Origin of the sequence: Micromonospora sp. CNB394 (genome assembly GCF_000374985.1) — a bacterium.
GTDB lineage: Bacteria > Actinomycetota > Actinomycetes > Mycobacteriales > Micromonosporaceae > Micromonospora > Micromonospora marina.
In genome coordinates this window covers 1-24,831 of the sequence record NZ_KB895833.1, presented here as the reverse complement: position 1 = coordinate 24,831, position 24,831 = coordinate 1, and the positions used below count along the sequence as shown (strand labels likewise).

Here is a 24,831-nt window from a genome sequence, read left to right as displayed (position 1 = left end):
AAGGCGAGCCGCCCGGTGACGGCGGCGAGGCAGGGCCCCGAACCGCCGGGTGAGGACGACCTCGCCACCCGGTTCCGCGACGGCGACGAGGCGGCCCTGCGACAGGCGTACGACAGGTACGGCCGAGCGGTGCTGCACCTGGCCACCACGACGCTCGTGAACCGCAGCGACGCCGAGGACGTGACCCAGGCGACGTTCGTCGCCGCCTGGCTCGGCCGGGAGACGTTCGACCCGGCGAAAGGCTCACTGGTCGGCTGGCTGCTCGGGATCGGGCGGCGCAAGGTGGTCGACCGGATCCGGGCCACGGCCCGGGAGACCCGGGTGGTCGAGACGGTGAAGCAACTGCCGGAACCGGCCTCCACCGGCCCCGACCCGGACACCGTGGTCGACCGGCTGGTGGTCGCCGACGAGCTGGCGCGGCTCCCCGACGAACAGCGCCGGATGCTCGAGCTGGCGTTCTACGACGACCTGACACACCAGCAGATCGCGGCGGTGACCGGAGTGCCGCTCGGCACGGTCAAGAGTCACATCAGACGCGGCATGCAGAGCCTGAAACGCAGATGGGAGGTGGACGGTGCAGCACCTGGACCACGACCGGCTGGTCTTTCTGGCGCTCGGTGAGAGCGAGGCGGCTGACGGCGAGGCCACCCATCTGGACACCTGCGACCACTGCCGGAGCGAGATGGAGACGCTCCAGCACGTCGCCGGGCTCGGCGCGGGCACCCAGGGCCTGGCCGAGCTGCCCGACCCGCCGGAGCACATCTGGCAGGGCATCGTGGCCGAGATCCGGGCCGCCGAGGAACTGCCGGCGCTGAGGGAGCGGCGCCTGCCGCGCCCGGCCGACCCGGTGGAGCCGGCCGCCGTACCCGTCGTGGCACGTCGTCCGCGGCGGAGCCGGCGCTGGCCTGGGTGGGCGACCACGGTGGTCACCGCCACCGCCGCCGCGGTGATCGGTGTGGCCGGCACCGCCGCGGTGCTCGGCGGCGGCGAGCCGGCCGATCCGCAGCCGCCGGTGCTGGCCAGCGCCCCGCTCGCCGCGTTCGGTACGACGCCGAAGGACGCCTCCGGCGACGCCCGGGTGCTCGGCGACCACCGATTGCATCTGCACGTGACGAATCTCCCGACCGTTCCGGGGTACTACGAGGTCTGGCTGATCGATCCGAGCACGATGAAGATGTTCTCCGTGGGTACGCTGAGCGACGGATCAGGGGACGCGCTCCTGCCGATCCCCCCGAACGTGGACCTGCGTACCTACACCGTGGTCGACGTCAGCGCGGAACAGTACGACAACAAGCCCGCCCACTCCGGCGACAGCCTGCTGAGGGGCACCCTGACGGGCTGATCGGCGGGCCGGCTCAGCTCCCCGGCCCGCCGATCAGCTCCCTACGAAGAAAGGCCGCCGCCCGGTGCACCGGGCGGCGGCCTTTCTTCACGCGGCGCTCACTTGCGCTTGCGGATCTCCTCGGCGGCCTGCGGGACGATCTTGAACAGGTCGCCGACCACGCCGTAGTCGGCCAGCTCGAAGATCGGCGCCTCGCCGTCCTTGTTCACCGCGACGATGGTCTTCGAGGTCTGCATGCCGGCCCGGTGCTGGATCGCACCGGAGATACCCAGCGCGACGTAGAGCTGCGGGGAGACGGTCTTGCCGGTCTGGCCCACCTGGAACTGGTGCGGGTAGAAGCCGGAGTCGACCGCCGCGCGGGACGCGCCGACCGCGCCGCCGAGCAGGTCGGCCAGCTCCTCGACCAGCTTGAAGTTGTCGGCGTTGCCGACACCGCGACCGCCGGAGACGACCACCGAAGCCTCGGTCAGCTCGGGGCGGGAGCCCTTCTGCTCGGCGACCCGGTCGACGACCTTCGCGAGCTTGTCCGCGTCGGTGACCGACACGGTGAGCTGCTCGACCGCCGGGGTGGCCGCGGCCGGGGCCGGGTTGAGCGAGTTCGGCCGGACGGTGACCAGCGGCAGGCCCTTGGTGACCTTGGACTTGACGATGGTGGAGCCGGCGAACGCGACCTGGGTGGCGGTGCCGTCGGCGGCCAGGCCGACCACGTCGGTCAGGATGCCGTTGTCCAGCTTGACCGCCAGGCGGGCGGCGATCTCCTTGCCCTCCTGCGAGGAGGCGAGCAGCACGGCGGCCGGCTGGACGCGCTTGACCAGCTCGGCGACCACGGTCGCCTTGGGGGCCACCAGGTAGCCGTCGATCTCCTCGCCCTCGGCGGCGTAGATCTTCTCCGCGCCGTACTCGCCGAGCTTGGCGCTGAGCGCCTCGGCGGCACCGGCGCCGCCGAGGACGACAGCACTCGGGGTGCCCAGCTCGCGGGCGAGGGTGAGCATCTCGAGGGTGACCTTCTTGACGCCGAATTCCTTGGTGGCTTCGACGACGACGAGAACCTCAGACATGTCCAGACCCCTCACACGAACTTCTCGGTGGCGAGGAACTCGACCAGCTTCACGCCGCCCTCGCCCTCGTCGGTGATCTTCTCGCCGCCGGAGCGCGGCGGGCGCTTGGAGTGCTCCACCACGGCGCTGGTGGCACCGTCGAAGCCCACCTCGGCCGGGGCCACGCCCAGGTCGCCCAGGGAGAGCGTCTGCACCGGCTTCTTCTTGGCGGCCATGATGCCCTTGAAGGACGGGTAGCGCGGCTCGTTGATGGTGTCCCAGACGGAGACCACGGCCGGGGTCGAGGCGGTGACCACCTCGTAGCCCTCCTCGGTCTGCCGCTCGACGGTCAGGGCGGACCCGTCGACGGTGAGCTTGCGCGCGCCGGTCAGGGCGGCCACGCCCAGCCGCTCGGCGATCATGTGCGGCATGACCTGGACCCGGCCGTCGGTCGACTCGGCGCCGCAGATGACCAGGTCGGCGCCCAGCTGCCCGAGGGCGGCGGCGAGCACCTTCGAGGTGGCCACCGCGCAGGAGCCGTGCAGGGCGTCGTCCACCACGTGGACGGCCTTGTCCGGGCCCATGGAGAGCGCCTTGCGGATCGACTCGGTCGCCCGGTCCGGACCCATGGTCAGGATGGTGACCTCGCCGCCGTGCGCCTCCTTGATCTTCAACGCCTCTTCGATGGCGTACTCGTCCATCTCGTTGATGACGTTGTTCGCCGAACCGCGGTCGACGGTGTTGTCGTCAGAACGCAGGTTGCGGTCCGCGCCCGAATCGGGCACCTGCTTGACGAGTACGACGATGTTCATCGCGCTTCGACGACCCTCCTGTTTGGTGTAGCGATCACTCGCCCGGTCACGGGCGCAGCCTCCCGCGTGACGCAACGTGGGTCAACCGCGGGCTGCTGTGCACTTCCCCACGAGGCAATGTTACCCGCAAGTAGCATGGTCGCCCCGGCGGCCCGGAGTGACCCAACTCACCACCGTCACGCCGGCTCGGCAAGCGCACGCCGGATCTTCTCGATGGCCGCCGCCTCGGCCGGCTCGATCCCCCGGTGCGCCTGCGCCACCCGCTCCGCCGCGGCCAGCACCACCGACCGGTACGTCTCGACGTCGCCCGACGACTTCGCGGACAGGATCGCCACCGAGCGGCCCAGCGCGGGCAGCACCACCGACTCGACCTCCAGGGCCGAGTCCCGGGGGAGCTGCGGCAGCGGCCCGGTGGTCAGCGCCTCCTTCACCACGCCCCCCACCTCGGCGAGCGCGCCGGAGGCGGCGAAGCTCTCCCGCACCATGGCCAGCACCCCGGGCACGGCGTTGGAGACCAGGAACACGGCACCGAACGCGCCGGTCTTCAGGGTGAGCCGTTCGTCAGCCGTCAACCGTTCCATGATCACGGAGTGTAGACGTAGGCCGTGGCGGTGGTGACCGCAACGAGCCCGAGCCGCTCCAGGATGGGGCGGCTGTCCGGCGAGCAGTCCACCTGCAGCAACGTCTTGCCGCGCTGCTGGGCCAGCCGCGCCCGGTGGGCCACGAGCGCCCGGTAGACGCCCTTCCTGCGCCACTGCGGCAGCGTCGAGCCGCCCCAGAGGCTGGCGAAGCCGGTCCCGCGCTGGTAGCGGATCCAACCGGCGCTGATCACCATCTCGCCCGCCTCCGCCACCACGATCGTGATCGACTGCGGATCCGCCTCGATCTCCCGGAGCAGGCCGATCACCAGGTGGCTGCGGTCTTCGTGCCAGACCTCCTCCTCCATCGCCGCGATCCGTTCCAGGTCGGCCCGGCTGGTGACCTCACGCAGGCGTACCCCCTCGGGGAGCACCGGGACGGCGGCGGTGAGCGGAGCGACCGGGCCGACCACTACGGTCTCCTGGTCCTCCGGCACGAACCCGGCGGCGCGCAGCCGTTCACCCAGGTCGGCCGGCTCGTCGTGACCGGCCGCCTTCCACTCGACCGACTCGCCCCGGTCCCGGAAGACCTCGACCTGCCGGGCGATCAGCGCGTCCAGCTCGGCACCTGCCAGACCGTCGAGCGTCCGGTACGTCAGGAAGCCGCGGTGGTCGAGCCCGAGCACCCGGAACAACGGACCGTCGCGCTCGACGGTTACCCCGTCCGGCAGCGGGTCCGGCAGCTCCGGTCGGATCTGGCTGTCGTAGGCGTCGCGCAGCCCGCGCGCGTCAAGATCGGTCATCCCCCCAGGCTAGGCGCGGGGCAAAGCGGATAATCGGCAGCGTGTGGGAGTCGATCAAGAACTGGTTCGACCCGCGTGAGCTGCGTTCGGTCGGCACCCCGCCGGACTACCGCTTCTCACTGGCGAACGAACGGACGTTCCTGGCCTGGCTGCGAACAGGTCTCGCGCTGGTGGCGGGCGGGCTGGCCGCGGCGCAGTTCCTCCCGCCGCTGCGCCTGGCCCACCTGCGTGAGGGCCTCGCGGTCGGGCTGCTGCTGCTCGGCGCCGCCGTCGCGATCCGGGCGGTCGACCACTGGGCGCGCACCGAACGCGCCATGCGGCTGAACGAGGAGTTGCCCGCGTCCCGATTCCCGGCCGTCCTCGCGCTCGTCGTCGCGGTCGGCGCGCTGCTGCTGGTGGCCGCCGTGCTGCTGGGCGGCGCGCGGTGACCCGTGACCCCGGCCTGCAACCCGAGCGCACCCGGCTGGCCTGGCGGCGGACGCTGCTCACGTTCACCGCGGTGCTGCTGCTCCAGCTCCGGCCGGCGTTCGGCGGCCGGGCCGCGGACGCGGCGACGGCCGGGCTCGCGGTGGTGGTCTGGCTCGCCGTGCTGGTGGTGACGTGGCACCGGGCCACCGGCACCGGGCCGCGCCGGTTCGACAGCTGGTCGGTGCCGCTGACCGCGCTCGGCGCGGCCGGACTGGCGGTACTCGGCGTGGCGCACGTGCTCGGCGGGGTGCGCTGACGAGCGCGCGTGCGCCATCATGAGGCATGGCCCGCCTCTACGTGCTGCTCTTCCTGGTCCAGATCGTCCTCGCCGTGTGCGCGCTGATCAGCTGCCTCTCCGCCGACGAGGAGAAGGTCAGGGCGCTGCCCCGGATGATCTGGGTGCTGATCATTCTCTTCTTCCCGCTGGTCGGCTCGATCGCCTGGTTCCTCGTGGGCCGCGAGCGCCCGGCCGGGACCGCCGGTGTCACCGGCACGGCACGTCCCGCCGCTCCGGCCCGCCGCCCGCTCGCACCGGACGACGACCCGGAGTTCCTCGCCTCGCTCGACGAGCGCTCCCACCGCGAGGACCAGGAACGCCTGCGTCTGTGGGAGGAAGACCTGCGCCGCCGCGAGGGGGAGCTGCGCGACCGCCCCGAAGACCGGGACCGCCCGGAGGTCTGAGACGCGCCGCGGGCCGCCCGCCGGTCACCCGGCGGACGGCCCGCACGCGCCGTGCTCAGGCCAGGTTCGACGAACGGGGGTACGCGTCCGCGGGGTCGGTCAGCACGTTCACCAGGTACGGCACGCCCGAGTCGAACGCGCGCCCCAGCGCGGGCCCGAGGTCGGTGGCCTTCTCCACCGTCTCGCCCGCGCCGCCGAGCGCCTCGACCACCTTGTCGTAGCGCAGGCCGGGCTGGAGGTCGGCGGCCACGTCGTAGCCGTACATCGCCCGCATCGGGTGCTTCTCCAGCCCCCAGATCCCGTTGTTGCCGACCACGATCACCACCGGCAGCTTCTGCCGGACCAGCGACTCCACGTCCATCAGCGAGAAGCCGGCCGCGCCGTCGCCCATCAGCACGCAGATCTGCCGGTCCGGGTGGCTGACCCGGGCGCCCATCGCATAGCCCATGCCGGTGCCGAGGCACCCGTACGGGCCGGGGTCGAGCCACGTGCCGGGCTGGGCCGGCTCCAGGTACCTCCCGGCGTACGACACGAAGTCACCGCCGTCGCCGATGGTGACGGCGTCCGGGGCGAGCACCTTGCGCAGCTCGCCGTAGATCCGGGCGGGCCGGATCGGGTCGCTCTCGGCCGCCATCTCCTCCGCGTCGCGGGCCTTCGCCGCGTCCTCGGCGGTCCTCAGCTCGGCGATCCAGTCGGCGTGGTCGGCCCGGTCACCGGCGTGGTCGGCGAACGCGCCGAGGATCAGCCGCAGGTCACCGGCCGGCGCGGCGGCCGGCTGCACATGCCCGGCACGCTGGCTGGGCGCGTCCACGACGTGCACCACCTGCGCGTCGCCGAAGTCGCCGAAGGAGAGCCGGAAGTCCAGCGGGGTGCCGATCACCACGACCACGTCGGCGCCCTTGAGCGCGACCCGGCGGGCCTTGGCGAAGGCGAGCGGATGCTCCGGCGGCAGCGCGCCCCGGCCCATGCCGTTTGTGAACACCGGCACCCGCAACGACTCGGCGGCGGCGCGCAGCGCCTCGACGGCGTCGCCCGCGTACACGTCGGAGCCGGCGATGATCACCGGCCGGGACGCGCCCGCGATCAGCCCGGCCGCCTTCGCCACCTCGTCCGGATCCGGCTCGATCGGCGCCGGCGGCGTGACCGCCGGCAGGCCGGCGTCACCGACGGAGAAGACCGCCTCCAGCGGGAAGTCCAGGAAGACCGGGCCGCGGTGCGGGGTGAGCGCGGTGGTCAGCGCCGCCGACACCGCGCGCGGGATGTCGTCGGCGCTGAACACCGTCTCGGCGTGCTTGGTCACCGGCGCGACGAGCGGCAGGTGGTCCATCTCCTGGAGGCTGCCCGAGCCCCAGCGGAACTGCGGCGCCCGCCCACCGAGCACCAGCACCGGCGAGGCGTTGAAGAACGCGCTGGTCAGGCCGGAGATCCCGTTGGTGACGCCGGGGCCGGCGGTGAGCACGGCCAGGCCCGGGCGGCGCTGGAGCTTGGCCACCGCCTCGGCGGCGAACACGGCGGACTGCTCGTGCCGCACGTCGTAGAGGGGGAAGCCCTCCTTGTGCGCGGCGTCATAGAGCGGGAAGACGTGCCCGCCGGAGAGCGTGAACATCTCCCGTACGCCGTGCGCGCGTAGTGCCGCGAGTGCCAGATCGCCCCCGTGGCCCTCGATCCGCTCCGTCATGCCATTCCCCTTCGTCGACCGACCGGGGTCACGCTACTGGCCGGTACAGCGGATGTGAACAGCCCTCGCGTCAGCGGCCGGTAAAGCCCGGCTTGCGCTTCTCCACGAACGCGGCCATGCCCTCGCGCCGGTCGTCGGTGGCGAACAGCGCCGCGAAGAGCTGGCTCTCCCAGGCCAGGCCGGAGGTGAGGTCCATGTCCAGACCGCCGTCGACAGCCACCTTCGCCGCGCGCAGCGCCTGCACCGGCCCGGTCAGGAACGGCTTCACGTACGCCACCGCGGCGTCGTAGACCTCGCCGGCCGGGACCACCCGGTCGGCCAGACCGATCCGCAGCGCCTCGGCGGCGTCCACCATCCGCCCGGTCATGATCAGATCCTTGGCGCGGGCCGGGCCGACCAGACGGGCCAGCCGCTGGGTGCCACCGGCACCCGGAATGATGCCGAGCTTGATCTCCGGCTGGCCGAGCTTGGCGTCCTCGGCGACGATCCGCCAGTCGCACGCCAGCGCCAGCTCGCAGCCGCCGCCGAGCGCGTACCCGGTGATCGCGGCGACGACCGGCTTGGGGATGCGGGCGATCGCGCCGAGCGCGCTGGACAGGTCGGCCGCGCGCTCCGCCATGTCCACGTAGGACATGTCGGCCATCTCCTTGATGTCCGCACCGGCCGCGAAGACCTTCTCGCCGCCGTACACGATCACGGCGCGGACCTCGGCATCGGCGGTGGCCGCCGACGCGGCGGCGCGCAACTCCTCCTGCACCTGGGTGTTGAGCGCGTTCATCGGCGGCCGCTCCAGCCGGATGGTGCCGACGCCGTCCTTCACTTCCAGCCTGACGAACTCGCCCACGCTGCCCTCACTTCCTCGTCGAAGTCGCGTGCCAACCTTACGACTCGCCTCGTTGGGGTAGACAGTGTGGTGTCGGCGACTCCCCAGGTCGCCGCCGGAGTCGCCGCCGCCCCGACCACCGGGAGTAAGGCCATGATCACCTACTACGACGACCACTCCGTCCAGGTCACCTCCACCGCGGTACGGGTGGACGGGCACAGCTACCCGCTGACCGAGCTGACCAGCGTGTGGCACCGGCGGGGCGACCGCTCCTGGCGGGTGCTCGCCGGACGCGGCGCGATCGGGGCCGCGCTCGCCGGGCCGCTGGTGACCGCCGTGCTGGGCATCGCGCTGGCCGTCTGGCTCCAGCGCTCGGCGGTGGTCACCATCGCCATCGTCGGGGCCTCGGTGCTGGCCGGCCTCGCGGTCGGGCCGCTCGCGGACTTCCTCTTCGAACACCTGGACCGCTCCTACGCCCGGGGCAGCCGGGAGATGGAGATGTGGGCGCAATGGCGGGGCCGGCCGGTGCGGCTGCTGCACACCCGCGACGCGATGCGTTTCGGCCAGGTCTACCGGGCGGTGCAGCGGGCCATGGAGGCCCTGTCGTCCGCGCCGGCCCGTCCGGCACCCCGGCCGGGTCGCCCCGCGACCGGTCAGAACGTGATCGGCTCGTCCGGCAGCAGGCCGAGCCCGCGCAACAGGCCGTAGGTGTCCTGCTCGCCCCAGAACTGCACGATCCGGCCGCCGGCCAGGCGGTACATCTTGCAGGCGCCCTGCACCGCCGTCGCCCCGGTCTCGTCCCGCCGGTACGTCTGCGCCAGCGACACCACCACCCGGTCCCCGGCCGCGAAGATCTCCCGGATGTCCTGGTCGAGCACTGTGAGGCCGGGTGAGGAGACGGCGGCCTCGGGGTAGCGCCGGCCGCGTACCGCGCTGCCGGAGCCGTAGATCTCCACGTCCTCGTCGACCACGTCGGCCAGTTCGGTCAGGTCCTTCGTGACGAAGGTGCGCAGGTAACGCCGGACCACCTCGACGTTGCGCGCCTGCTCGTCACCGCCGGTTCCGGCCCCGCTCCGGTCCGTCATGCCGGCCACCCTACCGGCGCACGATCGCCGACGCCGCCCCGCGCGGTTAGGCTGATTCATGGTCCTCTATTACCGGGACGACGCCGTGCAGGTCACCTCGGAGGCGATCCACGCGGGCGGCCAGGTCGTCGCGCTCGCCGACGTCACGTACGTCTGGCACGCGCGCGGCACCACCACACTCGCCGTCCGGGGGCGGGTGCTGGGCCGCGGCGTGCTGGTCCTGCTGCTGTCGCTGCCGCCACTGGTCGCGGTGGTCTGCGTGCTCTCGCTGGCCTGGTCCGCGCAGGACCGCGGCGAGTGGAAGCTCGCCCTGATCATCCTGGCCGCGTTCGTGGTGGCCGGGCTGGCGCTCACCCCGTTCCTGGAGGTGCCGCTCGGCTGGCTGGACCGCTCCTACGAGCGCGGCAACCGGGTGCACGAGCTGTGGGTGCAGCACCACGGCCGGGAGACGATGCTGGTCCGCACACCGGACGCGCTGCGGTTCGGGCAGATCTACCGGGCCGTGCAGCGGGCCGTCGAGCAGGGCGACCTGCGGTGAGCCGGCCCGGCGCGCGGCGGCCACCTCATCCGGCGGCACTGGCCGCGACGCCGCACACTGGATGCCATGGCGATCCCTCTTCCCCGGCCCGGCGCCCTGCTCGGCCTCACCCGTACCGCAGTGGACCAGGCGCTCGGCTCGGCCGCCACGGTGGCCTCGGTACCCGCTCGCGCCTTCGCCGTCCTCGACCAGGTGGAGGCGCTGGTCCGGCGGATCGACGGGGTGGTGGACCGGATCGAGGGCACGCTCGACCGCACCGACCGGGTGCTCACCGACGCGGAGATGGCGGTCCGCGAGGTGGCGGTGATCAGCGCCGCCGCTACTGCGGCGATCGACACGGCGACCGAGGTGGCCGCCGCGGCGACTGTGGTGGTCGGCGAGGCGCAGCGGGTCTCCGAGGCGGCGGCCACTGTGGTCGGCGAGGCCGACCGGGTGGCCCGGGCGGCGGCCGGTGTGGTGACCGAGGCGGAGACGGTGACCACGCGGGCGGCGGGCACGCTGGCGACCGCCGAGAAGGCGACGGGCGTCGCGACCGAGCTGCTCGGGGCGTACGAGGCGACGCTGCGCCGGGCCGCGCCGATGGCGGCCCGTTTCGTGGAGCAGCTCAGCCCGGAGGAGGTGACCGCCGCGATCCGGCTCGTGGACGAGTTGCCGAAGCTCAAGGACCACCTCACCTCGGACGTGCTGCCGATCCTGGCCACGCTGGACCGGGTCGGCCCGGACCTGCACGACCTGCTGGACGTCACACGCGACCTCAAGCTCGCGGTCGCCGGCATCCCCGGGCTCGGCATGCTGCGCCGACGCGGCGAGCGCCTCACCGACGAGGTGTAAGGAAGGGCCCCCTCTTAACGCCTCCGGTAGGGAAAGGGACCCTTCTTAACCGCCGGGGAACAGCTCGTCGATCTCCGCGCGGTGCGGCAGCGCCACCGACGCGCCGAGCTTGCGCACGCACGCCGCACCGGCGGCCGCCGCCCAGCGCACCGCGTCGGCCAGATCCCGCCCCTCGCCCCAGGCCACGGCGAGCGCCGCGGTGAACGCGTCCCCGGCGGCGGTCGAGTCGACCACGTCCACCGGCACCGCGGGCACGTGCGTCGGCGGCCGCTCCCGGTCGACGTACCAGGCGCCGTCGCCGCCGAGCGTGAGCACCGCCCGGGGCACCAGGTCGAGCAGCGCCGCCGGTTCGTCCCGGCCGCGGCCGGTCAGCGCCTGCGCCTCCGGCTCGTTCACCACGAGCAGGTCGGTGGCCGCCAGCAGCTCGGCCGGCACCGACCGGGCCGGCGCGGCGTTGAGCACCACCCGGGTGCCCGCCGACCGGGCCGCCAGCGCCGCCTCGGTCACCGTCTCGACCGGCACCTCCAGCTGCGCGACCAACACATCCGCATCGCGTACGGCGGAAAGCTCGTCCGCGGTCGGCGACGTGAACGCGGCGTTCGCCCCGGGGGTGACCAGGATGGCGTTCTCCCCCGCGCCGCCCACCATCACCAGCGCTACGCCGGACGGGCCGTAGACCACCCGCAGGTGGCCGGTGTCCACGCCGGCCGCCGTCATCCGGGCCCGCAGCGTGACGCCGAACGAGTCCGAGCCGATCGCGCCGAGGAAGACGCAGGACGCGCCGGCGCGTACGGCGGCGACCGCCTGGTTGGCGCCCTTGCCGCCGGGCAGCATGACGAAGTCGTCGCCCAGCACCGTCTCACCGGGCCGGGGCAGCGCGGCGCCGATGCCGACCAGGTCCATGTTGGCGCTGCCGACGACGGCGATCCGGGTCTGCCGCACGGTGTCGTCCCGTCGCTCAGGCGGCGCGGGCGGCCCAGCGGTCACCGGACCGCGTCACCACCAGCGGCAGGCCGAACGCCTTCGACAGGTTGTCGGCGGTGAGCACGTCGGCGAGCAGGCCCTGCGCCACCACGCCGCCCTCGCGCAGCAGCAGCGCGTGGGTGAAGCCCGGCGGGATCTCCTCGACGTGGTGGGTGACGAGCACCATGGCCGGCGCGTCCGGGTCGTACGCCAGCTCGGCCAGCCGGGCCACCAGGTCCTCACGCCCGCCCAGGTCGAGCCCGGCGGCGGGCTCGTCGAGCAGCAGCAGCTCCGGGTCGGTCATCAGGGCGCGGGCGATCTGGACGCGCTTGCGCTCCCCCTCGGACAGCGTGCCGTACGTGCGGTCGCTGAGGTGGCCGACGCCGAGCTGGCGCAGCAGCGCGGCGGCGCGCGCCTCGTCGGTGCGGTCGTAACCCTCCCGCCAGCGGCCGACCACCGACCAGGCGGCGGTCACCACCACGTCGACGACCCGCTCGTCGGCGGGGATCCGCTCGGCGAGCGTCGCGGTGGACAGGCCGATGCGGGTTCGCAGCTCGTTGACGTCGGTACGGCCGATGCGCTCGCCGAGCACGTGCGCGACGCCGCTTGTCGGGTGCAGCCGGCCGGCGGCCAGGTTGAGCAGCGTGGTCTTGCCCGCGCCGTTCGGCCCGAGCACCACCCACCGTTCGTCCAGCTCGACCCGCCAGTCGACGTCGTGCACCAGCGCCGTGCCGGAGCGTTTGACGCCGACCCCGTCGAGGCTGACCACCAGATCCGCGTCCACGGTCGAGGGGGCGGGGGCGCCCGGGGCGCCGGGGATCAGGTCACCAGTCACCGCCCCATCCAATCACGCACCCGGCCCGGCGCCCCCCACGGGCGGCGCCGCCGCCATAGGGTGAGGCACCGTGTCGTTGGTCACCGCTTCCGGAAGGACACCCATGCCCGACCGTTGCCGGGAGGCGCGCGGATGAGCGCGGTCATCGAGATCGCCGGCCTCCGCAAGACGTTCCACACGCTGCGACACGGGCGCCGGGTCGCCGTCGACGGCTTCGACATGCTGGTCGAGGCGGGCCAGGTGCACGGCTTCCTGGGGCCGAACGGGTCCGGGAAGACCACCACCCTGCGTGCGCTGCTGGGGCTGGTCCGGCCGGACGCCGGGCGGATGCGCGTGCTGGGCGCCGACTCCCCCGAGCACCTGCCGGACGTGGCCGGCCGGGTCGGCGCGATCGTGGAGAGCCCGCAGTTCTTCGCGAACTTCACCGCGCACCGGACGCTGCGGCTGCTGGCCCTGGCCGGGGGTGTGCCGACCGCCCGGGTGGACGAGGTGCTGGAGCAGGTCGGGCTGCGCGATCGGGGCGACGAGCGGGTCAAGGGCTACTCGCTGGGCATGAAGCAGCGGCTGGCGGTCGCGTCGGCCCTGCTGAAGAACCCGGAGCTGCTGATCCTCGACGAACCGGCGAACGGCCTGGACCCGGCCGGCATCCGGGAGATGCGCGACCTGACCCGGTCGCTGGCCGAGGCCGGGGTGACGGTGCTGCTGTCCAGTCACATCCTCGCCGAGATCCAGTTGATCTGTGACCACGTGACGATCGTGAGCCGGGGCCGGCGGGTCGCGTACGGGCCGGTGGAGGAGGTGCTGGCGGGCTTCGACCAGCACCAGTGGCGGGTCCGGGTGGCCGACCCGGAGCAGGCCGGGCAGTTGCTGGGGCGGGCCGGCCTGTCGGTGGCGGTCGCGCCGGACCACCTGGTGGTGACCGGTGTGGAGGATCCGGAGACGATCAGCCGGACGCTCGGCGAGCAGGGCGTGTGGGTACGCGAGCTGGTCCCGCTCCGGCCGGACCTGGAGAGCGTCTTCCTGGAGCTGACCGGCGGCCACGAGCACGTGGCGGTGCCGCGGCAGGTCGACGGCGCACCGCCGAGCGACGGAGTGATCGATCTCGACGTCCGGGAGAGCCGGGAGGTGGACGCGTGAACCTGGTCCGTGCCGAGTTGGAGCGGCTGGCCGCCCGGCGCTTCGTGCAGCTCATGGTGGTGCTGCTGGCTGCCGCCTTCGCGGTGACGGTGGTGACCACGCTCGCCGGTTCGCACCGGCCGAGCCCGGCGGAGCTGAGCCGGGCGCAGGCGCAGGCGGCGGAGAACGTGCGCCAGATGGAGATGACGTACGACCGCTGCCTGCGGATCCGCGAGGGCTCGCTCCCGCCGGGCGAGAACGACTACCTGCCGCGCGACTGCGCCCAGATCGACCCGGCCCAGATCGAGGAGCTGCCGAGCGCGGCCGACTACCTCAGCGGCGTGTTCGTCTTCGCCAAGGAGGCCGAGCCGCTGCTCTACTTCCTGATCGCGTTCCTGACGCTGTTCGGGTTCCTGGTCGGCGCCTCCTACATCGGGGCCGACCTCAACTCGGGTGGCGTGGTCAACCTGCTGCTGTGGCGGCCCCGGCGGCCGGCGGTGCTCGCCGCGAAGCTGGGCACCCTGCTGGGTGGCCTGCTCGGCCTGTCGGTGCTGGCGTCGGCGGCGTACCTCGGGGCGTTCTGGTTGATCGGCCAGGCGTCCGGCCTGGTCGGGCGGACCGGCGGCGACTTCTGGCCGTCGCTGGGCGCGATCTGGGTACGCGGGCTGATGCTGGTGCTGCTCGCCGCGGCGCTCGGGTTCGCCGTCGCCACGCTGGGCCGGCACACGTCGGCGGCGCTCGGCACGGTGGCCGCGTACGTGGTGGTGTGGGAGTTGGGCGCGCGGCTGGTGTTCCAGATGCTGGAGGTCGGCCGGCCGGACCGGTTCATGCTGTCCAGCTATCTGGCGGCGTGGCTGTCCGGTGAGGTGCGGCTGTGGGACAACAACGCCTGCGGCCCCGGGATTTCCGGCTACTGCGACGGCTCGTACACGTTGACGTGGACGTCGGGCCTGGTGGTGCTGCTCGGGCTCACCGGCGCGCTGGTGGCCGCGGCGTTCACCGTGTTCCGCCGCCGCGACCTGATCTGACCGCAAGCCCCGGCGACTCCTTGCAAACCCTGACGCCATGATGAAGGATTCCTTCACATGGCGCCAGGGTCCACGACGCGGTCAGCCGACCGTCGAGCCGAACACCTCGTCGCGTACGGCGTCCAGCGCGGTCCGCAGCGCGCCGCGCAGGATCGGCTCCTCGGTCAGGCCGGTGGTCACCACCCGGGGCCGCACGAGCGTGATCGCGGCGACCTCGTGCTGCACCCGTTCGGCCAGCGCCGCCCCGCCCGCCTGCCCGACCGCGCCGGCGAGCACCACGAGCGGCGGGTCCAGCACCACGCAGGTGCTCGCCACACCCAGTGCCAGCCGCCGGGCCAGCTCGTCGAGCATCGGACCACCGGCGGTGCCGGCGGCGATGGCAGCGCGTACCACCTCGGCGGCTCGGGCCGCCGCGACGCCCCGCTCGGCCGCCTCCGTGCTGGCGAAGCCGTGCTCGGCGGCCACCGCGCGCACCGCGTCGGCACCGGCGAGCTGCTGGAACGCCGGTTTGGCCCGCTTGGACACGTCGCGCGGGATGGGCGCGCCGGGCACCGGCAGGTAGCCGATCTCGCCCGCCGCGCCGCTGCTGCCGTGGTGCAGCCGCCCGCCCAGCATGATCGCCAGGCCCACGCCCGCGTCCACCCAGACCAGCACGAAGTCGGCGGTGCCACGGGCCGCGCCGGACTGCGCCTCGGCCACCGCCGCGAGGTTCACGTCGTTCTCGAACACGACGGGGGTGTCCAGGTCCTCGCGCAGGGCGGCGAGCAGGCCGCTGTGCCAGCGCGGCAGGTTGAACGCGAAGGTGATGTCGCCGGTCTGCGGGTCGACCAGGCCGGGGGTGCCGAGCACGACGCGCCGGACGGCGGACAGCTCCGCCCCGGCGCTGCCGGCCGCCTGGACCACCGCGTTGTGCACCACGCCGACCGGGTCGTCGGTGTCCTTGGTGGACTGCTCGATCCGCCCGGCCACCGTGCCGGTGATGTCGGCACAGGCCGCCACCACCCGCTCCGCGCCCACCTCCACGCCGACCACGTACGCGCTGCTCGGCCGGACGGCGTAGAGCTGCGCGTTCGGGCCCCGCCCGCCGGCCTGCTCGCCGACCCGGGCGACCAGGCCGCGCTCCTCAAGCCGCTCGACGAGCTGGGACGCGGTGACCTTGGACAGCCCGGTCAGCTCACCGATCCGGGCCCGGGTCAGGGGGCCGCGTTCGAGCAGCAGCTCCAGCGCCGCACGATCGTTGAGCGCCCGCAGGAGTCGGGGGGTGCCGGGCAGCCGGGTCGCACTCATGCCGTCGTCCTCAATTTTCAGTAAAGTTTTCTAACCACAAAACGCCTGCCGAGGGGTGCCCGTTAGCGTATCGGCCACCCCTACCCGCAGAGGTCGGACGACCCGGCAGGGAAAGGGGACACTCGTGGGTCTGGATCCAGGACTGCGCCGGCTCGCGCTGGGCACGCTGCTGGCCGCGTACCCGGGCCCGGTCCCGCCGGACTGGGCGGTCGACCTGCTCGCCGACGGGCTCGCCGGGCACACCCTGTTCGGCACCAACATCCACGACCCGGCACAGGTGGCGGCGTCCACGGCGGCGCTGCGCGCCGGCCGCCCCGACGTGATCGTCGCGATCGACGAGGAGGGCGGCGACGTCACCCGGCTGGCGCACGCCACCGGCAGCCCGTACCCCGGGAACGCCGCGCTCGGCGCGGTGGACGACCCCGACCTCACCCGCCGGGTGTACGCGGCGATCGGCGCGGAACTGGCCGCGCTCGGCGTCACGGTCGACCTGGCGCCCACCGTCGACGTGAACACCGCCGACGAGAACCCGGTGATCGGCACCCGCTCGTTCGGGGCGGACCCGAAGCGGGTCGCCGTGCACTCGGCCGCCGCCGTCGCCGGTCTCCAGTCGACCGGGGTGGCGGCCTGCGCCAAGCACTTCCCCGGGCACGGCGCGACCGTCGCCGACTCCCACCACGAACTGCCCACCGTCGACGTGCCGCCGGCCGTCCTGCGGGAGCGTGACCTGCCGCCGTTCGCCGCTGTCGTCGACGCGGGCGTCCGCGCGGTGATGAGCGCGCACATCCGGGTGCCGGCCCTGACCGGCGACGGCCCGGCCACGTTCAGCCGCGCGGTCCTGCACGACCTGCTGCGCGTCGAGTACGGGTTCACCGGGGCGATCATCACCGACGCGCTGGAGATGAAGGGCGCGGTGCTCGCCGCCGGCGGCGTCGGCGCGGGCGCGGTCCGGGCCCTGGCCGCCGGTGCGGACCTGCTGTGCATCGGTGCCCGGGTCGACGCCGAGCTGGTCGAGTCGGTCGCCGCCGAGATCGTCGCGGCCGTCGCCGACGGCCGGCTGGCTCGGGAGCGGGTCGAGGAGGCGGCCGGCCGCACCGCCGCGCTCGCGGCCGCCTCCGGTCCCGCCGACGCCCCGCCCCCAGCCGTCGACGGACTCGGCTACGCCGCCGCGCTGCGAGCGGTACGCGTGGAGGGCGACCTCGTCCGCGACACCGCGCCCCTGGTGGTGCAGGTGCACGCCCCCTCCACCGTCGCCGAGGGGCGGGTGCCGTGGGGGCTCGGCCCGCACCTGGCCGCCGGGGTCGAGCAGGCTCGCGCGGTGGCGGGCGAGACCGGCCCGGAGCAGTTGCGGCGGCTCGCCGGGGACCGGCCGGTCGTGCTGGTCGGGCGGCACCTGCACCGGCTGCCCGGCGCGCGCGAGCTGGTCGAGGCGCTGGCCGCCACGCATCAGGTGACTGTGGTCGAGATGGGCTGGCCGGGCGCGTGGCGACCGGCGGGCGCGCGCGCGTTCGTCGCCACCCACGGCGCCAGCCACGCCAACGGCCGTGCCGCCGCCGACGCGCTCGGCCTGACCGCCTGACCGCACCCCACGCGGCCCGCTGCCCGGAAGGGCGGCGGGCCGCTGTCTTGAACACGTTCAAAATCTGTCGTACGCTCAGGGCGTCAGCGATTTGAACACGTTCAAGAAGGGTTAGGGGGATGGACGTGAAGGTCTGGATGTACCTGGCCTACCTGACGGTGAGCATCGGCCTCACCATCTGGGTGGCGCGGGCGCTGTCCCGCAACGGGCTGGTGTTCCTGGAGGACGTGTTCGCCGACAGCCGGCTGGCCGGGGCGGTCAACAGCCTGCTGGTGGTCGGCTTCTACCTGCTCAACCTCGGCTACGTCACGGTGGCGATGAAGGAGTCCGATCCGGTCGGCGACACCAGCCAGGCGCTGGAGCAGCTCTCCATGAAGGTGGGATTCGTCCTGCTGGTGCTGGGCGCGCTGCACTTCTTCAACGTCTTCGCGCTCGGCCGCTACCGGCGCGACCGCCTGCGCCAGCAGGCCACCCACCCGCCGCTGCCGCCGGTCAGGATGCTCCCGCCGCAGGGTGGGCCCGTACCGGCGGCGGGCCCGAACCCGCCGGCCCGGTGACGTCCGCCGCGGGCGGGCACCAACAGGATCCCACCGGGCACGGGGCCGGTGGGATCCGCGGGTTCACCGTCCTGTTCGACGGGGACTGCCCGATGTGCCGGGCCGCCCGGCGCTGGCTCGCCTCCCGCGCCCAGCTCGTACCGCTGGAGTTCGTGCCGGCCGGATCGCCCGAGGCCCGGCGGCGCTTCCCCGGGCTGGACCACGACGCCACCCTGCGCGACCTGACGGTGGTGGCCGACACCGGTGCGGTCTACCGCGGCGACGGCGCCTGGTTCGCCTGCCTCTGGGCGCTCGCCGAGCATCGCGGCACGGCCGAGCGGCTGGCCCGCCCGCACCTGCTGCCGCTGGCCCGGCGGGTGGTGGCGGCGGCCTCCGCGGTCCGCGAACGGATCCGGGAACCGGGATACGGTGACGACGATGACCGAGCAGAGTGCGCCGACGACCGCTGCGGGTGGGCAGGGGTCGACGGCCCGGGGTGAGCAGACCCGCCAGCTGATCCTCGACACCGCGATGCGGCTGTTCCGCGAGCGCGGCTACGCGCGGACGACGATGCGCGCGGTCGCCCAGGAGGCGGGCGTGGCGGTGGGCAACGCCTACTACTACTTCGGCTCCAAGGAGCACCTGGTCCAGGAGTTCTACGCGGGCACCCAGCGCGAGCACCGGGAGGCGGCCGCGCCGGTGCTCGCCCGGGAGCGGGACTTCGGCCCGCGACTGGCCGGGGTGCTGCACGCGGGCGTCGACGTGCTGAGCCCGTACCACGCGTTCGCGGGCGCCTTCTTCAAGACGGCGGCCGAGCCGACCTCACCGCTCAGCCCGTTCTCCGCCGAGTCGTCGGCGCCCCGGGACATGTCCATCGCGCTGTTCCGCGAGGCGCTGACCGGGTCCACCGTCAAGCTCGACGAGGAGCTGCGCGAGGCTCTGCCCGAGCTGCTCTGGCTCGGCTACATGGGTGTGGTGCTCTACTGGGTGCACGACCGCTCGGAGGGGCAGGTCAAGACCCGGCAGCTCATCGACGGCGTGGTGCCGCTCGTGGACCGGCTGGTGGGGCTGTCCCGGCTGCGCGTGCTGCGGCCGGTCACCCGACAGGCGCTCACCCTGATCCACACGCTGCGTCACTGATCCCGCCGACGCGACGGCAAGCGATTCCGCAGGTGAGAGTCCGTAACCGGACAGCAACGCACCCCTTGCTCCCGACAGGAACTGACACATAGCGTTACCGATGTCGGGCCTGGGGAGAGAGCTGCGGACCGTGGATCCGGCCCGGGATCCACGGTCCGCGCCAGACACGGCCGGCGGGGCGGGTCAGCGGGGGAAGACGCCGAACCCAGTGAAGCCCCGGTCCGGGAACCCGGCCGCCTCGGCCACCCGCCCGGACGCCGCGTTGCCCGGGTCGTGCAGGTAGGTGGGTATCGCCCCCTCGTCCAGCACCCGGCGGGCCGCCTGCGCGACCAGCCGCCGGGCCAGGCCGCGCCCGCGCGCCGCCGGCACCGTGCCCACCGCGAGTTCGTGCCCGTACGCGTCGTGCCGCTTGATCCCCACGCCGGCCCGGTACGCGCCGTCGGCGCCCCGGACCACGAGCACCTCCCGGTCGAACAGCCGCAGCCACGGCGGCAGCCCGGGCAGCGTGGGCGGCACCCACTCCCCCACCTCGGGCAGCGGCGCCGGGCGGGTGCACCAGCGCAAGACCGAGGTGTGCGCGACGAATTCCGGCGTGCCGACCGCGTCCGGCAGGGCGGGCAGCCACTCGCCGACCGGCCGGTCGCGCACCAGCGCCCGGACCGCCTCCACCCGGTCGGCGGACACCGAGAGAACGGTACTGCCGTCTGCGGTCACCGCGATCGCCGGGCGCAGCCGCCCGTCCCAGGCCGGACGGGCGCGGCGGTACGACCTGACCACGTGCAGTCCGGGGCCCGCCGGCCACTGTCCCAACCAGGTCGCCAGATGGAGGAAGACCCGCCGGTCGAGCACGTGATCATGGTACGCCCGCACGCCGCGCCCGTGCCCGCGGAATTCGCCGATCGCGGCGCGGTTGAGACGTGCGGCAGCCGGGTAGAGGGTCGGCACGTCAGCGACGGACGCCGATTCCTGGTCCCGCCACCGGCCGCAGGAGTTCCGGCGCCGCACGGAACCGAAGGCATCGCCCCTGCGTCATATTCATTTCCATACATGGACAAGTTTCTCTGGGACGGTAGTGGTCATGCCTCACGAACCGAATGACCGATTCCAGCAGGACGCGGAGCGCGGCTGGCGGGCCGCCGCAGACGCCGGGCGGTTCCCGGCACAGCCGGCGTACCGCGAGGCCCGCGACCGAGGGCCCTCCTGGGCCGAGCTGAACGCGCAGCCGGCCGGCACCGCCGCCTGGCGTGGCTCGACGACCGGCTGAGGCACCAGCTTCAAGTGATTTTGGTGTCGGGTGCCGACGCTTCCTGGTGTACGGTCGGGCGCATGACGCGCATCACGGTCGATGTGAACGACGAATGGCTGGAGTCGGCGCGCGAGGTGCTGGGCACCGACACCAAGGTCGCCACGATCAACGCCGCGCTGCACGCGTTCGCCGTCAGGCGGCAGGCCAAGGAGATCGTCGCCGCGTTCGACCAGGTGGAGATGGACTTCACCGGCTCGGAGGAAGGTTGGCGTTACGGCGGCGGACGCGATCTGAGCCGACTCGCCGATGACGCCCGCGACGGCGAAACCGCAGCCTGATGGCCGGGCAGGTCTACCTGGCGGACACGTCGGTGTATGTGCTTCAGGCTCGGCACCAAGCCGTCCGGAAGCGCTTCGAGACACTGCTGGCAGAAGGACGCCTCGCCGCGTGCCAGATGACCTCGCTGGAATACCTCAACAACGCCCCAACCCCCAAGGGATACGAGATCCTCTGGCAGGCGCTCCGGGGACACCGCTGGCTGGATGTCACCGCTGAGGCGATGGACCGTGCCATGGCGGTGCACCGCCTCTTGGCCGCCGACAACCATCACCGCAACTTCCGGCTGCCTGATCTGATCATCGCGGCGACCGCCGAGCTGCACGGCGCCACCGTGCTGCACTACGACGCCGACTACGACCGGATCTCTGCGCTCACCCACCAGCCCACCGAGTGGGTCGCCCCCAAAGGCAGCCTCTAGGAACGCGGGCGGCGACACACCGGCCGGGCGGCGTACCCGCCTTCGCACACCTGTGCGGTAGCGTCTTGTGGTCCGATTCCGGCCTACGACAGGAGAAGCTCCGCGCATGGGCAAGAAGACGATCCACGTCTCCGACTTCACCGGTCAGGTGCTCAGCCCCGACGACGAGGTGGTCAAGGTCGTCGTCCTGGAGCACCCGGATCTGGTCGCCGGGCCCGTGCAACTGGACGCCACCCCGGTCGACGTGGAGGGCATCGACGACGCGGCGCTCGACGTCGCGGTGGTGGAGATCCACGACCGGCACGGTCACGGCGAGCCGCGCCGGGTGGTGCTGACCGCCAGCGAGTTCGACGCGATGGCGACCGACGTGCCGATGGCGCAACTGCTGCGTACCGCCGAGCGGGTCAAGCCGCCCAAGGCCCGCCGCGCCACCGAGAAGATCGACTACGGCACCATCGAGCACGCCGGCCGCCCGCACCGCGGCCGGGTCACCGAGGAGGAGGCCCGGCTGGTCCGGGAGCATCTCGACGAGGTGAACAAGCGGCTGGCCGACGCCGGCATCCGCCAGATCGACCCGGCCGACCCGGAGCACGCCGCCCGGTACGGCTTCCCCGTCGCCGACTGACAACCCGAGCACCGGGCACGCGCCCCCGTGACGCGTGCCCGGCGTGGTGTCAGGCCCCTTTCCGAGTGATCTCGGCGAGCGCCGCCTCGAACGCCGACTCCAGCGCGGCCTTCTCCAGGCCGAGGCCGCGCAGCACGCCGTCACCGCCCTCCTCTTCCAGCAGGGCGAGCAGGATGTGCTCCGTACCGATGTAGTTGTGTCCCATCCGCAGCGCCTCCCGGAACGTCAGCTCCAGCACCTTCTTGGCCCGCGCGTCGTAGGGGATCAGGTCCGGAACCTGGTCGGCCTTCGCCGGTAGCGTCGAGGTGACGACCTCCCGCAGCCGCTCCAGGGGTACGCCCCGAGCGACGATCGCCGCGGCGGCGAGCCCTTCCGGCTCGGCGAGCAGCCCGAGCGCGACGTGCCCCGGGGTGATCTCGGCGTTGCCGGCGGTCCGCGCCTCCTCCTGCGAGGCCAGCACCACGTTGCGGGCGCGCGGGGTGAAGCGGCCGAACCCGGAGTTCGGGTCGAGCGCGGCGGCGGTCTCCGCCTTGGCGGCGGAACGCTTCTGGGCGGCCTGCTTGGTCACGCCCATGCTGCGGCCGATCTCCGTCCACGAGGCGCCGGACCGGCGCGCCTGGTCGACGAAGTGCCCGATCAGGTGGTCCGCCACGTCGCCCAGGTGGTCGGCGACGAGCACGGCGTCGGCCAGCTGGTCGAGCGCGTCGGTGTGTGCCTTCTTGATGCCGTCGATGAGGTCGTCGAGGCGTACCGGATGGGTCATCTTGAGTGGTTCGGTCTCCTCCATGCGTCAACCATAGGTTGACGCATGCGGTACGTCAACCCTCGGTTGACGCTGCCGTTCCGTGAAGACGAGGTGGTGAGCGTGTCCTCGCCCGCGTACCCGGACAGGGCCGACATGCCGACGCTGGTGGACGCGGCGCGCCGCGGCGACCGGGCGGCGGTGGACGAGCTGGTCTCGCACTGTCTGCCGCTGGTCTACAACCCAGCTCCGCCTCGCGGGCCTGGACGACACGGCCTCCGGCTGGGACCGCCGCCCTGCGCCGATGTGGCGCAAGCGGTTCGCCCGCCACGTCCGAGACTGCCAGCACTGCCCGGACGCGACGAACGATCTGGTTCCGGCCGAACGGCTGCTGGCCGGTCTGGCGCTCACGCCGCCCCCCGCGGCACTCGCCTCCGACATCACCCACAGGATGCACACCGTCGCCACCGGGTCGCAGGTCTCCCCTCCCGGCGTCCACGCCGTAACCGCCGGAGTGCGGTCGCGCTCTCGTTGTCCAAGACCCTGGTCGGCGTCGTCGCCGCCGTCGCAGTGCTCGGCGGGGGCGGGCTCGTACTGGCCAACTACCCGGAGGAGCCGGGGCGGCAGCCGGCGAGCGCGGCAGCCGCGCAGCCCTCGGCCGCGACCACCGCACCGGCGCTCACACCTTCTCTGACCACCGTGAAGCCGTCCCGACCGCCGTGCGCCCGAGCCCGACCCCCAGCCGGTCGGCGAAGCCCAGCAAGTCACCGAAGCCGACCCCGTCGTCGTCGCCGACCAGGTCGGCCGGTACGCCCACCGGCCTGTCCGCCGCGGAACGGCGACTGCTGGTGCTGCTCAACGAGCGGCGTCGCGCGCTCGGGCTGACCGAGGTCAAGCTGGGTACGACGCAACACCGGGCCGCGGAGTCCTGCGTGCGGCAGAACCTGAATAACGGCAGCGGGTTGACGCACGGGCCCTGCTCGCAGGCCAGGTGCAGCTTGGTCGTCAGACCGCCCCGCGAGCGGCCCAACGCGTGATCGGCCGGCTCGACGACGCCGCTACCGCCCCCGGCCGGTGGTTCGACCTGCGTGTGACTGTCCCGGCGGGCGCCAGCGGCATGCTGATGCGCCCGCGCGATCGTGGAGTCCACGCTCACATCCCAGGTGATCAACCCGAGCGCATCGGCCCTACCTTGCAACCCGGCCAGGATCCGCGCCCACACCCCGGCCCGCTGCCAGCGCCGGTACAGCCCGTACACCGTCCGCCAGTGCCCGTAGCAGTCCGGCACGTCCCGCCACGGCGCACCCGTACGGACCCGTCACCTGATCCCGTCAACGAGCTGCCGCTTGCTCCACTTCGGCGGCCGACCCGGCTTCTTCCGCCCGGGCAGCAACGGCTCCAGCACCGCCCACTGCGCGTCGGTCAGGTCGAACCGCCTCGTCACCGCTACGCTGGCCACGAGGTCTCCGTGCAGATGGTTGTCTTGGTCGATAACCCATCTACCGGAGACCTCACCGCGTATCGATCACCGACACGCCCAACCGATCACCTCACAGCCAGGCCACGGGCACTTATGACACACGACCTAGCAACTGACGCCCATCCCCTGCTGCACAAGGTCGATCCGGAACACGGCCGCCGACTGGAGGCCCTGCCATGTGATCTCGTGTGGGCGACAACCTGGATGAACGACGCGAACGACGTACTCGCACCCCGGCTCGGGATACCGCCCCTGCCCGTCGTCGACTGGCCCGACTCCGACGAGGTCGGCGTCCTGCACTGGAAGATCCGTGGGCTGGTCGAGTGGGCGCAGGGACGCCCCTTCGTCTGGGTCGACTGCCGGGCCGTCTTGATCCTGTAAAGCAGTTATGAGCCAGTCGGATCTTGGTCGAGGGCCTTGGTGCGGCTGGCTTACTGCTTCGGTACGCGGCTTCGGCTGCTGCGGGAGCGCTTGGCGCTGCGACAGCCCCTACCTCGGATCGCGCCGGTCGTCGATGCTTTGGTCGCCGCCGGTCGCGGCTGTCTCTCCAGGTTGCCGTCACCGTCCAGGGCGGTTGCAAGTTCCGGGGTTGTGTGGCTGGTCGGGTTGTGACCGGTTGGGGTGTATAGCAGGGCAGGCACGGGCTTCGTGATCATTGTGGTGTCGAAGCCAGATGATCACGAGGTGGCCCGTGCCTGCTGCTGCATCTTCTCCCATCCCTGCTGTGCTGGTGAAGCTGGGGCCGTTGGACACCGGCCGGATCGCCGACCTGCGGCCTTACCTCGACTTGGTGCCCGATCCGCGTTCTCGGCGGGGTCGGT

The 24,831-nt window shown here is 73.0% G+C and carries 30 protein-coding genes and 2 pseudogenes; 19 read left to right on the top strand and 13 right to left on the bottom strand.

Going from position 1 to position 24,831, the window contains the following annotated elements:
* Positions 1–15: 15 nt before the first annotated feature.
* Complete coding sequence (locus C569_RS0113060; protein WP_018786227.1) at positions 16–621, top strand: RNA polymerase sigma factor; 606 nt, start codon at positions 16–18, stop codon at positions 619–621.
* Entirely contained in the window at positions 575–1,342 is a 768-nt protein-coding gene (locus tag C569_RS0113055; RefSeq protein ID WP_018786226.1) for an anti-sigma factor, read from the top strand. The genes C569_RS0113060 and C569_RS0113055 overlap by 47 nt, the downstream gene beginning before the upstream one ends.
* Positions 1,343–1,440: 98 nt before the next feature.
* Here C569_RS0113055 and C569_RS0113050 read toward each other — a convergent pair whose 3' ends face one another.
* From C569_RS0113050 to C569_RS0113035, 4 genes are all read right to left on the bottom strand, one after another.
* Positions 1,441–2,400: an electron transfer flavoprotein subunit alpha/FixB family protein gene (locus C569_RS0113050; protein WP_018786225.1), complete on the bottom strand. Its 960-nt coding sequence runs from the start codon at positions 2,398–2,400 to the stop codon at positions 1,441–1,443.
* Positions 2,401–2,411: 11 nt separating this feature from the next.
* The gene (locus C569_RS0113045; protein ID WP_018786224.1) at positions 2,412–3,191 is read right to left on the bottom strand and encodes an electron transfer flavoprotein subunit beta/FixA family protein; all 780 of its coding nucleotides are present in this window, start codon (positions 3,189–3,191) and stop codon (positions 2,412–2,414) included.
* Between the two features lie 176 nt (positions 3,192–3,367).
* Positions 3,368–3,772, bottom strand: a complete 405-nt coding sequence (locus C569_RS0113040) for a hypothetical protein (protein WP_036345746.1) — start codon at positions 3,770–3,772, stop codon at positions 3,368–3,370.
* 2 nt (positions 3,773–3,774) lie between these two features.
* A complete protein-coding gene (locus tag C569_RS0113035) occupies positions 3,775–4,572 on the bottom strand; it encodes a GNAT family N-acetyltransferase (RefSeq protein ID WP_018786222.1) in 798 nt (265 codons plus the stop codon).
* 41 nt (positions 4,573–4,613) lie between these two features.
* Between C569_RS0113035 and C569_RS0113030 the strand changes: the two genes are divergently transcribed.
* The 3 genes from C569_RS0113030 to C569_RS0113020 are packed head-to-tail and all read left to right on the top strand — an operon-like array spanning position 4,614 to position 5,721.
* A complete protein-coding gene (locus C569_RS0113030; RefSeq protein WP_018786221.1) occupies positions 4,614–5,000 on the top strand; it encodes a DUF202 domain-containing protein in 387 nt (128 codons plus the stop codon).
* A complete protein-coding gene (locus tag C569_RS0113025) occupies positions 4,997–5,296 on the top strand; it encodes a DUF202 domain-containing protein (protein ID WP_018786220.1) in 300 nt (99 codons plus the stop codon). Before C569_RS0113030 ends, C569_RS0113025 begins: the two co-directional genes overlap by 4 nt.
* 26 nt (positions 5,297–5,322) lie before the next feature.
* Positions 5,323–5,721: a PLD nuclease N-terminal domain-containing protein gene (locus C569_RS0113020; protein WP_018786219.1), complete on the top strand. Its 399-nt coding sequence runs from the start codon at positions 5,323–5,325 to the stop codon at positions 5,719–5,721.
* Between the two features lie 55 nt (positions 5,722–5,776).
* On the opposite strand, the gene C569_RS0113015 is transcribed toward C569_RS0113020, so the two are convergent.
* Positions 5,777–7,399: an acetolactate synthase gene (locus C569_RS0113015; protein ID WP_018786218.1), complete on the bottom strand. Its 1,623-nt coding sequence runs from the start codon at positions 7,397–7,399 to the stop codon at positions 5,777–5,779.
* A 70-nt stretch (positions 7,400–7,469) separates the two neighbouring features.
* Entirely contained in the window at positions 7,470–8,243 is a 774-nt protein-coding gene (locus tag C569_RS0113010; protein ID WP_018786217.1) for an enoyl-CoA hydratase-related protein, read from the bottom strand.
* A 132-nt stretch (positions 8,244–8,375) separates the two neighbouring features.
* On the opposite strand from C569_RS0113010, the gene C569_RS30215 reads away from it, so the two are divergent.
* Positions 8,376–8,930, top strand: coding sequence for a DUF6232 family protein (locus tag C569_RS30215; protein ID WP_036345773.1), 555 nt, complete (start codon positions 8,376–8,378; stop codon positions 8,928–8,930).
* Here the strand turns inward: C569_RS30215 and C569_RS0113000 are convergent.
* Positions 8,876–9,307, bottom strand: coding sequence for a nuclear transport factor 2 family protein (locus C569_RS0113000; RefSeq protein WP_026268086.1), 432 nt, complete (start codon positions 9,305–9,307; stop codon positions 8,876–8,878). The genes C569_RS30215 and C569_RS0113000 overlap by 55 nt on opposite strands.
* Before the next feature lie 58 nt (positions 9,308–9,365).
* Between C569_RS0113000 and C569_RS0112995 the strand changes: the two genes are divergently transcribed.
* Both C569_RS0112995 and C569_RS0112990 read left to right on the top strand, forming a co-directional pair.
* Positions 9,366–9,845 carry a DUF6232 family protein gene (locus C569_RS0112995; RefSeq protein WP_018786214.1) on the top strand — a complete coding sequence of 160 codons (480 nt, stop codon included), beginning with the start codon at positions 9,366–9,368 and terminating at the stop codon, positions 9,843–9,845.
* Positions 9,846–9,911: 66 nt separating this feature from the next.
* Positions 9,912–10,676: a hypothetical protein gene (locus C569_RS0112990; protein ID WP_018786213.1), complete on the top strand. Its 765-nt coding sequence runs from the start codon at positions 9,912–9,914 to the stop codon at positions 10,674–10,676.
* Between the two features lie 45 nt (positions 10,677–10,721).
* Here C569_RS0112990 and C569_RS0112985 read toward each other — a convergent pair whose 3' ends face one another.
* Both C569_RS0112985 and C569_RS0112980 read right to left on the bottom strand, forming a co-directional pair.
* A complete protein-coding gene (locus C569_RS0112985; protein ID WP_026268085.1) occupies positions 10,722–11,618 on the bottom strand; it encodes a ribokinase in 897 nt (298 codons plus the stop codon).
* 16 nt (positions 11,619–11,634) lie between these two features.
* Positions 11,635–12,474, bottom strand: a complete 840-nt coding sequence (locus C569_RS0112980) for an ATP-binding cassette domain-containing protein (RefSeq protein WP_018786211.1) — start codon at positions 12,472–12,474, stop codon at positions 11,635–11,637.
* A 132-nt stretch (positions 12,475–12,606) separates the two neighbouring features.
* Here C569_RS0112980 and C569_RS0112975 point away from each other — a divergent pair, with 132 nt between their 5' ends.
* Together C569_RS0112975 and C569_RS0112970 are read left to right on the top strand one after the other, a co-directional pair.
* The gene (locus tag C569_RS0112975) at positions 12,607–13,611 is read left to right on the top strand and encodes an ABC transporter ATP-binding protein (protein WP_018786210.1); all 1,005 of its coding nucleotides are present in this window, start codon (positions 12,607–12,609) and stop codon (positions 13,609–13,611) included.
* Positions 13,608–14,618: an ABC transporter permease subunit gene (locus C569_RS0112970; protein ID WP_018786209.1), complete on the top strand. Its 1,011-nt coding sequence runs from the start codon at positions 13,608–13,610 to the stop codon at positions 14,616–14,618. Before C569_RS0112975 ends, C569_RS0112970 begins: the two co-directional genes overlap by 4 nt.
* 81 nt (positions 14,619–14,699) lie before the next feature.
* Here the strand turns inward: C569_RS0112970 and C569_RS0112965 are convergent, their stop codons facing one another.
* Positions 14,700–15,905: an ROK family transcriptional regulator gene (locus C569_RS0112965; RefSeq protein ID WP_018786208.1), complete on the bottom strand. Its 1,206-nt coding sequence runs from the start codon at positions 15,903–15,905 to the stop codon at positions 14,700–14,702.
* A gap of 124 nt (positions 15,906–16,029) precedes the next feature.
* Between C569_RS0112965 and C569_RS0112960 the strand changes: the two genes are divergently transcribed.
* The 4 genes from C569_RS0112960 to C569_RS34880 all read left to right on the top strand — a co-directional run bounded on the left by C569_RS0112960 (position 16,030) and on the right by C569_RS34880 (position 19,160).
* Positions 16,030–17,484, top strand: a complete 1,455-nt coding sequence (locus C569_RS0112960; protein WP_018786207.1) for a glycoside hydrolase family 3 protein — start codon at positions 16,030–16,032, stop codon at positions 17,482–17,484.
* A 119-nt stretch (positions 17,485–17,603) separates the two neighbouring features.
* Entirely contained in the window at positions 17,604–18,041 is a 438-nt protein-coding gene (locus C569_RS0112955) for a hypothetical protein (RefSeq protein WP_018786206.1), read from the top strand.
* Positions 18,038–18,520, top strand: a complete 483-nt coding sequence (locus tag C569_RS0112950; RefSeq protein ID WP_018786205.1) for a thiol-disulfide oxidoreductase DCC family protein — start codon at positions 18,038–18,040, stop codon at positions 18,518–18,520. The genes C569_RS0112955 and C569_RS0112950 overlap by 4 nt, the downstream gene beginning before the upstream one ends.
* On the top strand, positions 18,459–19,160 hold the full coding sequence (locus tag C569_RS34880) for a TetR/AcrR family transcriptional regulator (protein WP_018786204.1): 702 nt from the start codon (positions 18,459–18,461) through the stop codon (positions 19,158–19,160). Before C569_RS0112950 ends, C569_RS34880 begins: the two co-directional genes overlap by 62 nt.
* A 183-nt stretch (positions 19,161–19,343) precedes the next feature.
* Here C569_RS34880 and C569_RS0112940 read toward each other — a convergent pair whose 3' ends face one another.
* Positions 19,344–20,009: a GNAT family N-acetyltransferase gene (locus tag C569_RS0112940; protein WP_026268084.1), complete on the bottom strand. Its 666-nt coding sequence runs from the start codon at positions 20,007–20,009 to the stop codon at positions 19,344–19,346.
* A gap of 229 nt (positions 20,010–20,238) precedes the next feature.
* On the opposite strand from C569_RS0112940, the gene C569_RS0112935 reads away from it, so the two are divergent.
* The 4 genes from C569_RS0112935 (at position 20,239) to C569_RS0112920 (ending at position 21,788) form a co-directional block, all read left to right on the top strand.
* Positions 20,239–20,424, top strand: a complete 186-nt coding sequence (locus C569_RS0112935) for a hypothetical protein (protein WP_026268083.1) — start codon at positions 20,239–20,241, stop codon at positions 20,422–20,424.
* Between the two features lie 62 nt (positions 20,425–20,486).
* The gene (locus C569_RS0112930) at positions 20,487–20,744 is read left to right on the top strand and encodes a type II toxin-antitoxin system VapB family antitoxin (RefSeq protein WP_018786201.1); all 258 of its coding nucleotides are present in this window, start codon (positions 20,487–20,489) and stop codon (positions 20,742–20,744) included.
* On the top strand, positions 20,744–21,163 hold the full coding sequence (locus C569_RS0112925; protein ID WP_018786200.1) for a PIN domain nuclease: 420 nt from the start codon (positions 20,744–20,746) through the stop codon (positions 21,161–21,163). The genes C569_RS0112930 and C569_RS0112925 overlap by 1 nt, the downstream gene beginning before the upstream one ends.
* Before the next feature lie 106 nt (positions 21,164–21,269).
* The gene (locus C569_RS0112920) at positions 21,270–21,788 is read left to right on the top strand and encodes a hypothetical protein (RefSeq protein ID WP_018786199.1); all 519 of its coding nucleotides are present in this window, start codon (positions 21,270–21,272) and stop codon (positions 21,786–21,788) included.
* 49 nt (positions 21,789–21,837) lie between these two features.
* Here the strand turns inward: C569_RS0112920 and C569_RS0112915 are convergent, their stop codons facing one another.
* Both C569_RS0112915 and C569_RS30210 read right to left on the bottom strand, forming a co-directional pair.
* Positions 21,838–22,575, bottom strand: a complete 738-nt coding sequence (locus C569_RS0112915) for a Clp protease N-terminal domain-containing protein (RefSeq protein WP_018786198.1) — start codon at positions 22,573–22,575, stop codon at positions 21,838–21,840.
* A 928-nt stretch (positions 22,576–23,503) separates the two neighbouring features.
* Positions 23,504–23,989, bottom strand: a pseudogene (locus C569_RS30210) (IS5 family transposase); the annotation flags it as partial.
* A 132-nt stretch (positions 23,990–24,121) separates the two neighbouring features.
* Here C569_RS30210 and C569_RS30205 point away from each other — a divergent pair.
* Positions 24,122–24,367: pseudogene (locus tag C569_RS30205) on the top strand (hypothetical protein); the annotation flags it as partial.
* Positions 24,368–24,831 lie beyond the last annotated feature (464 nt).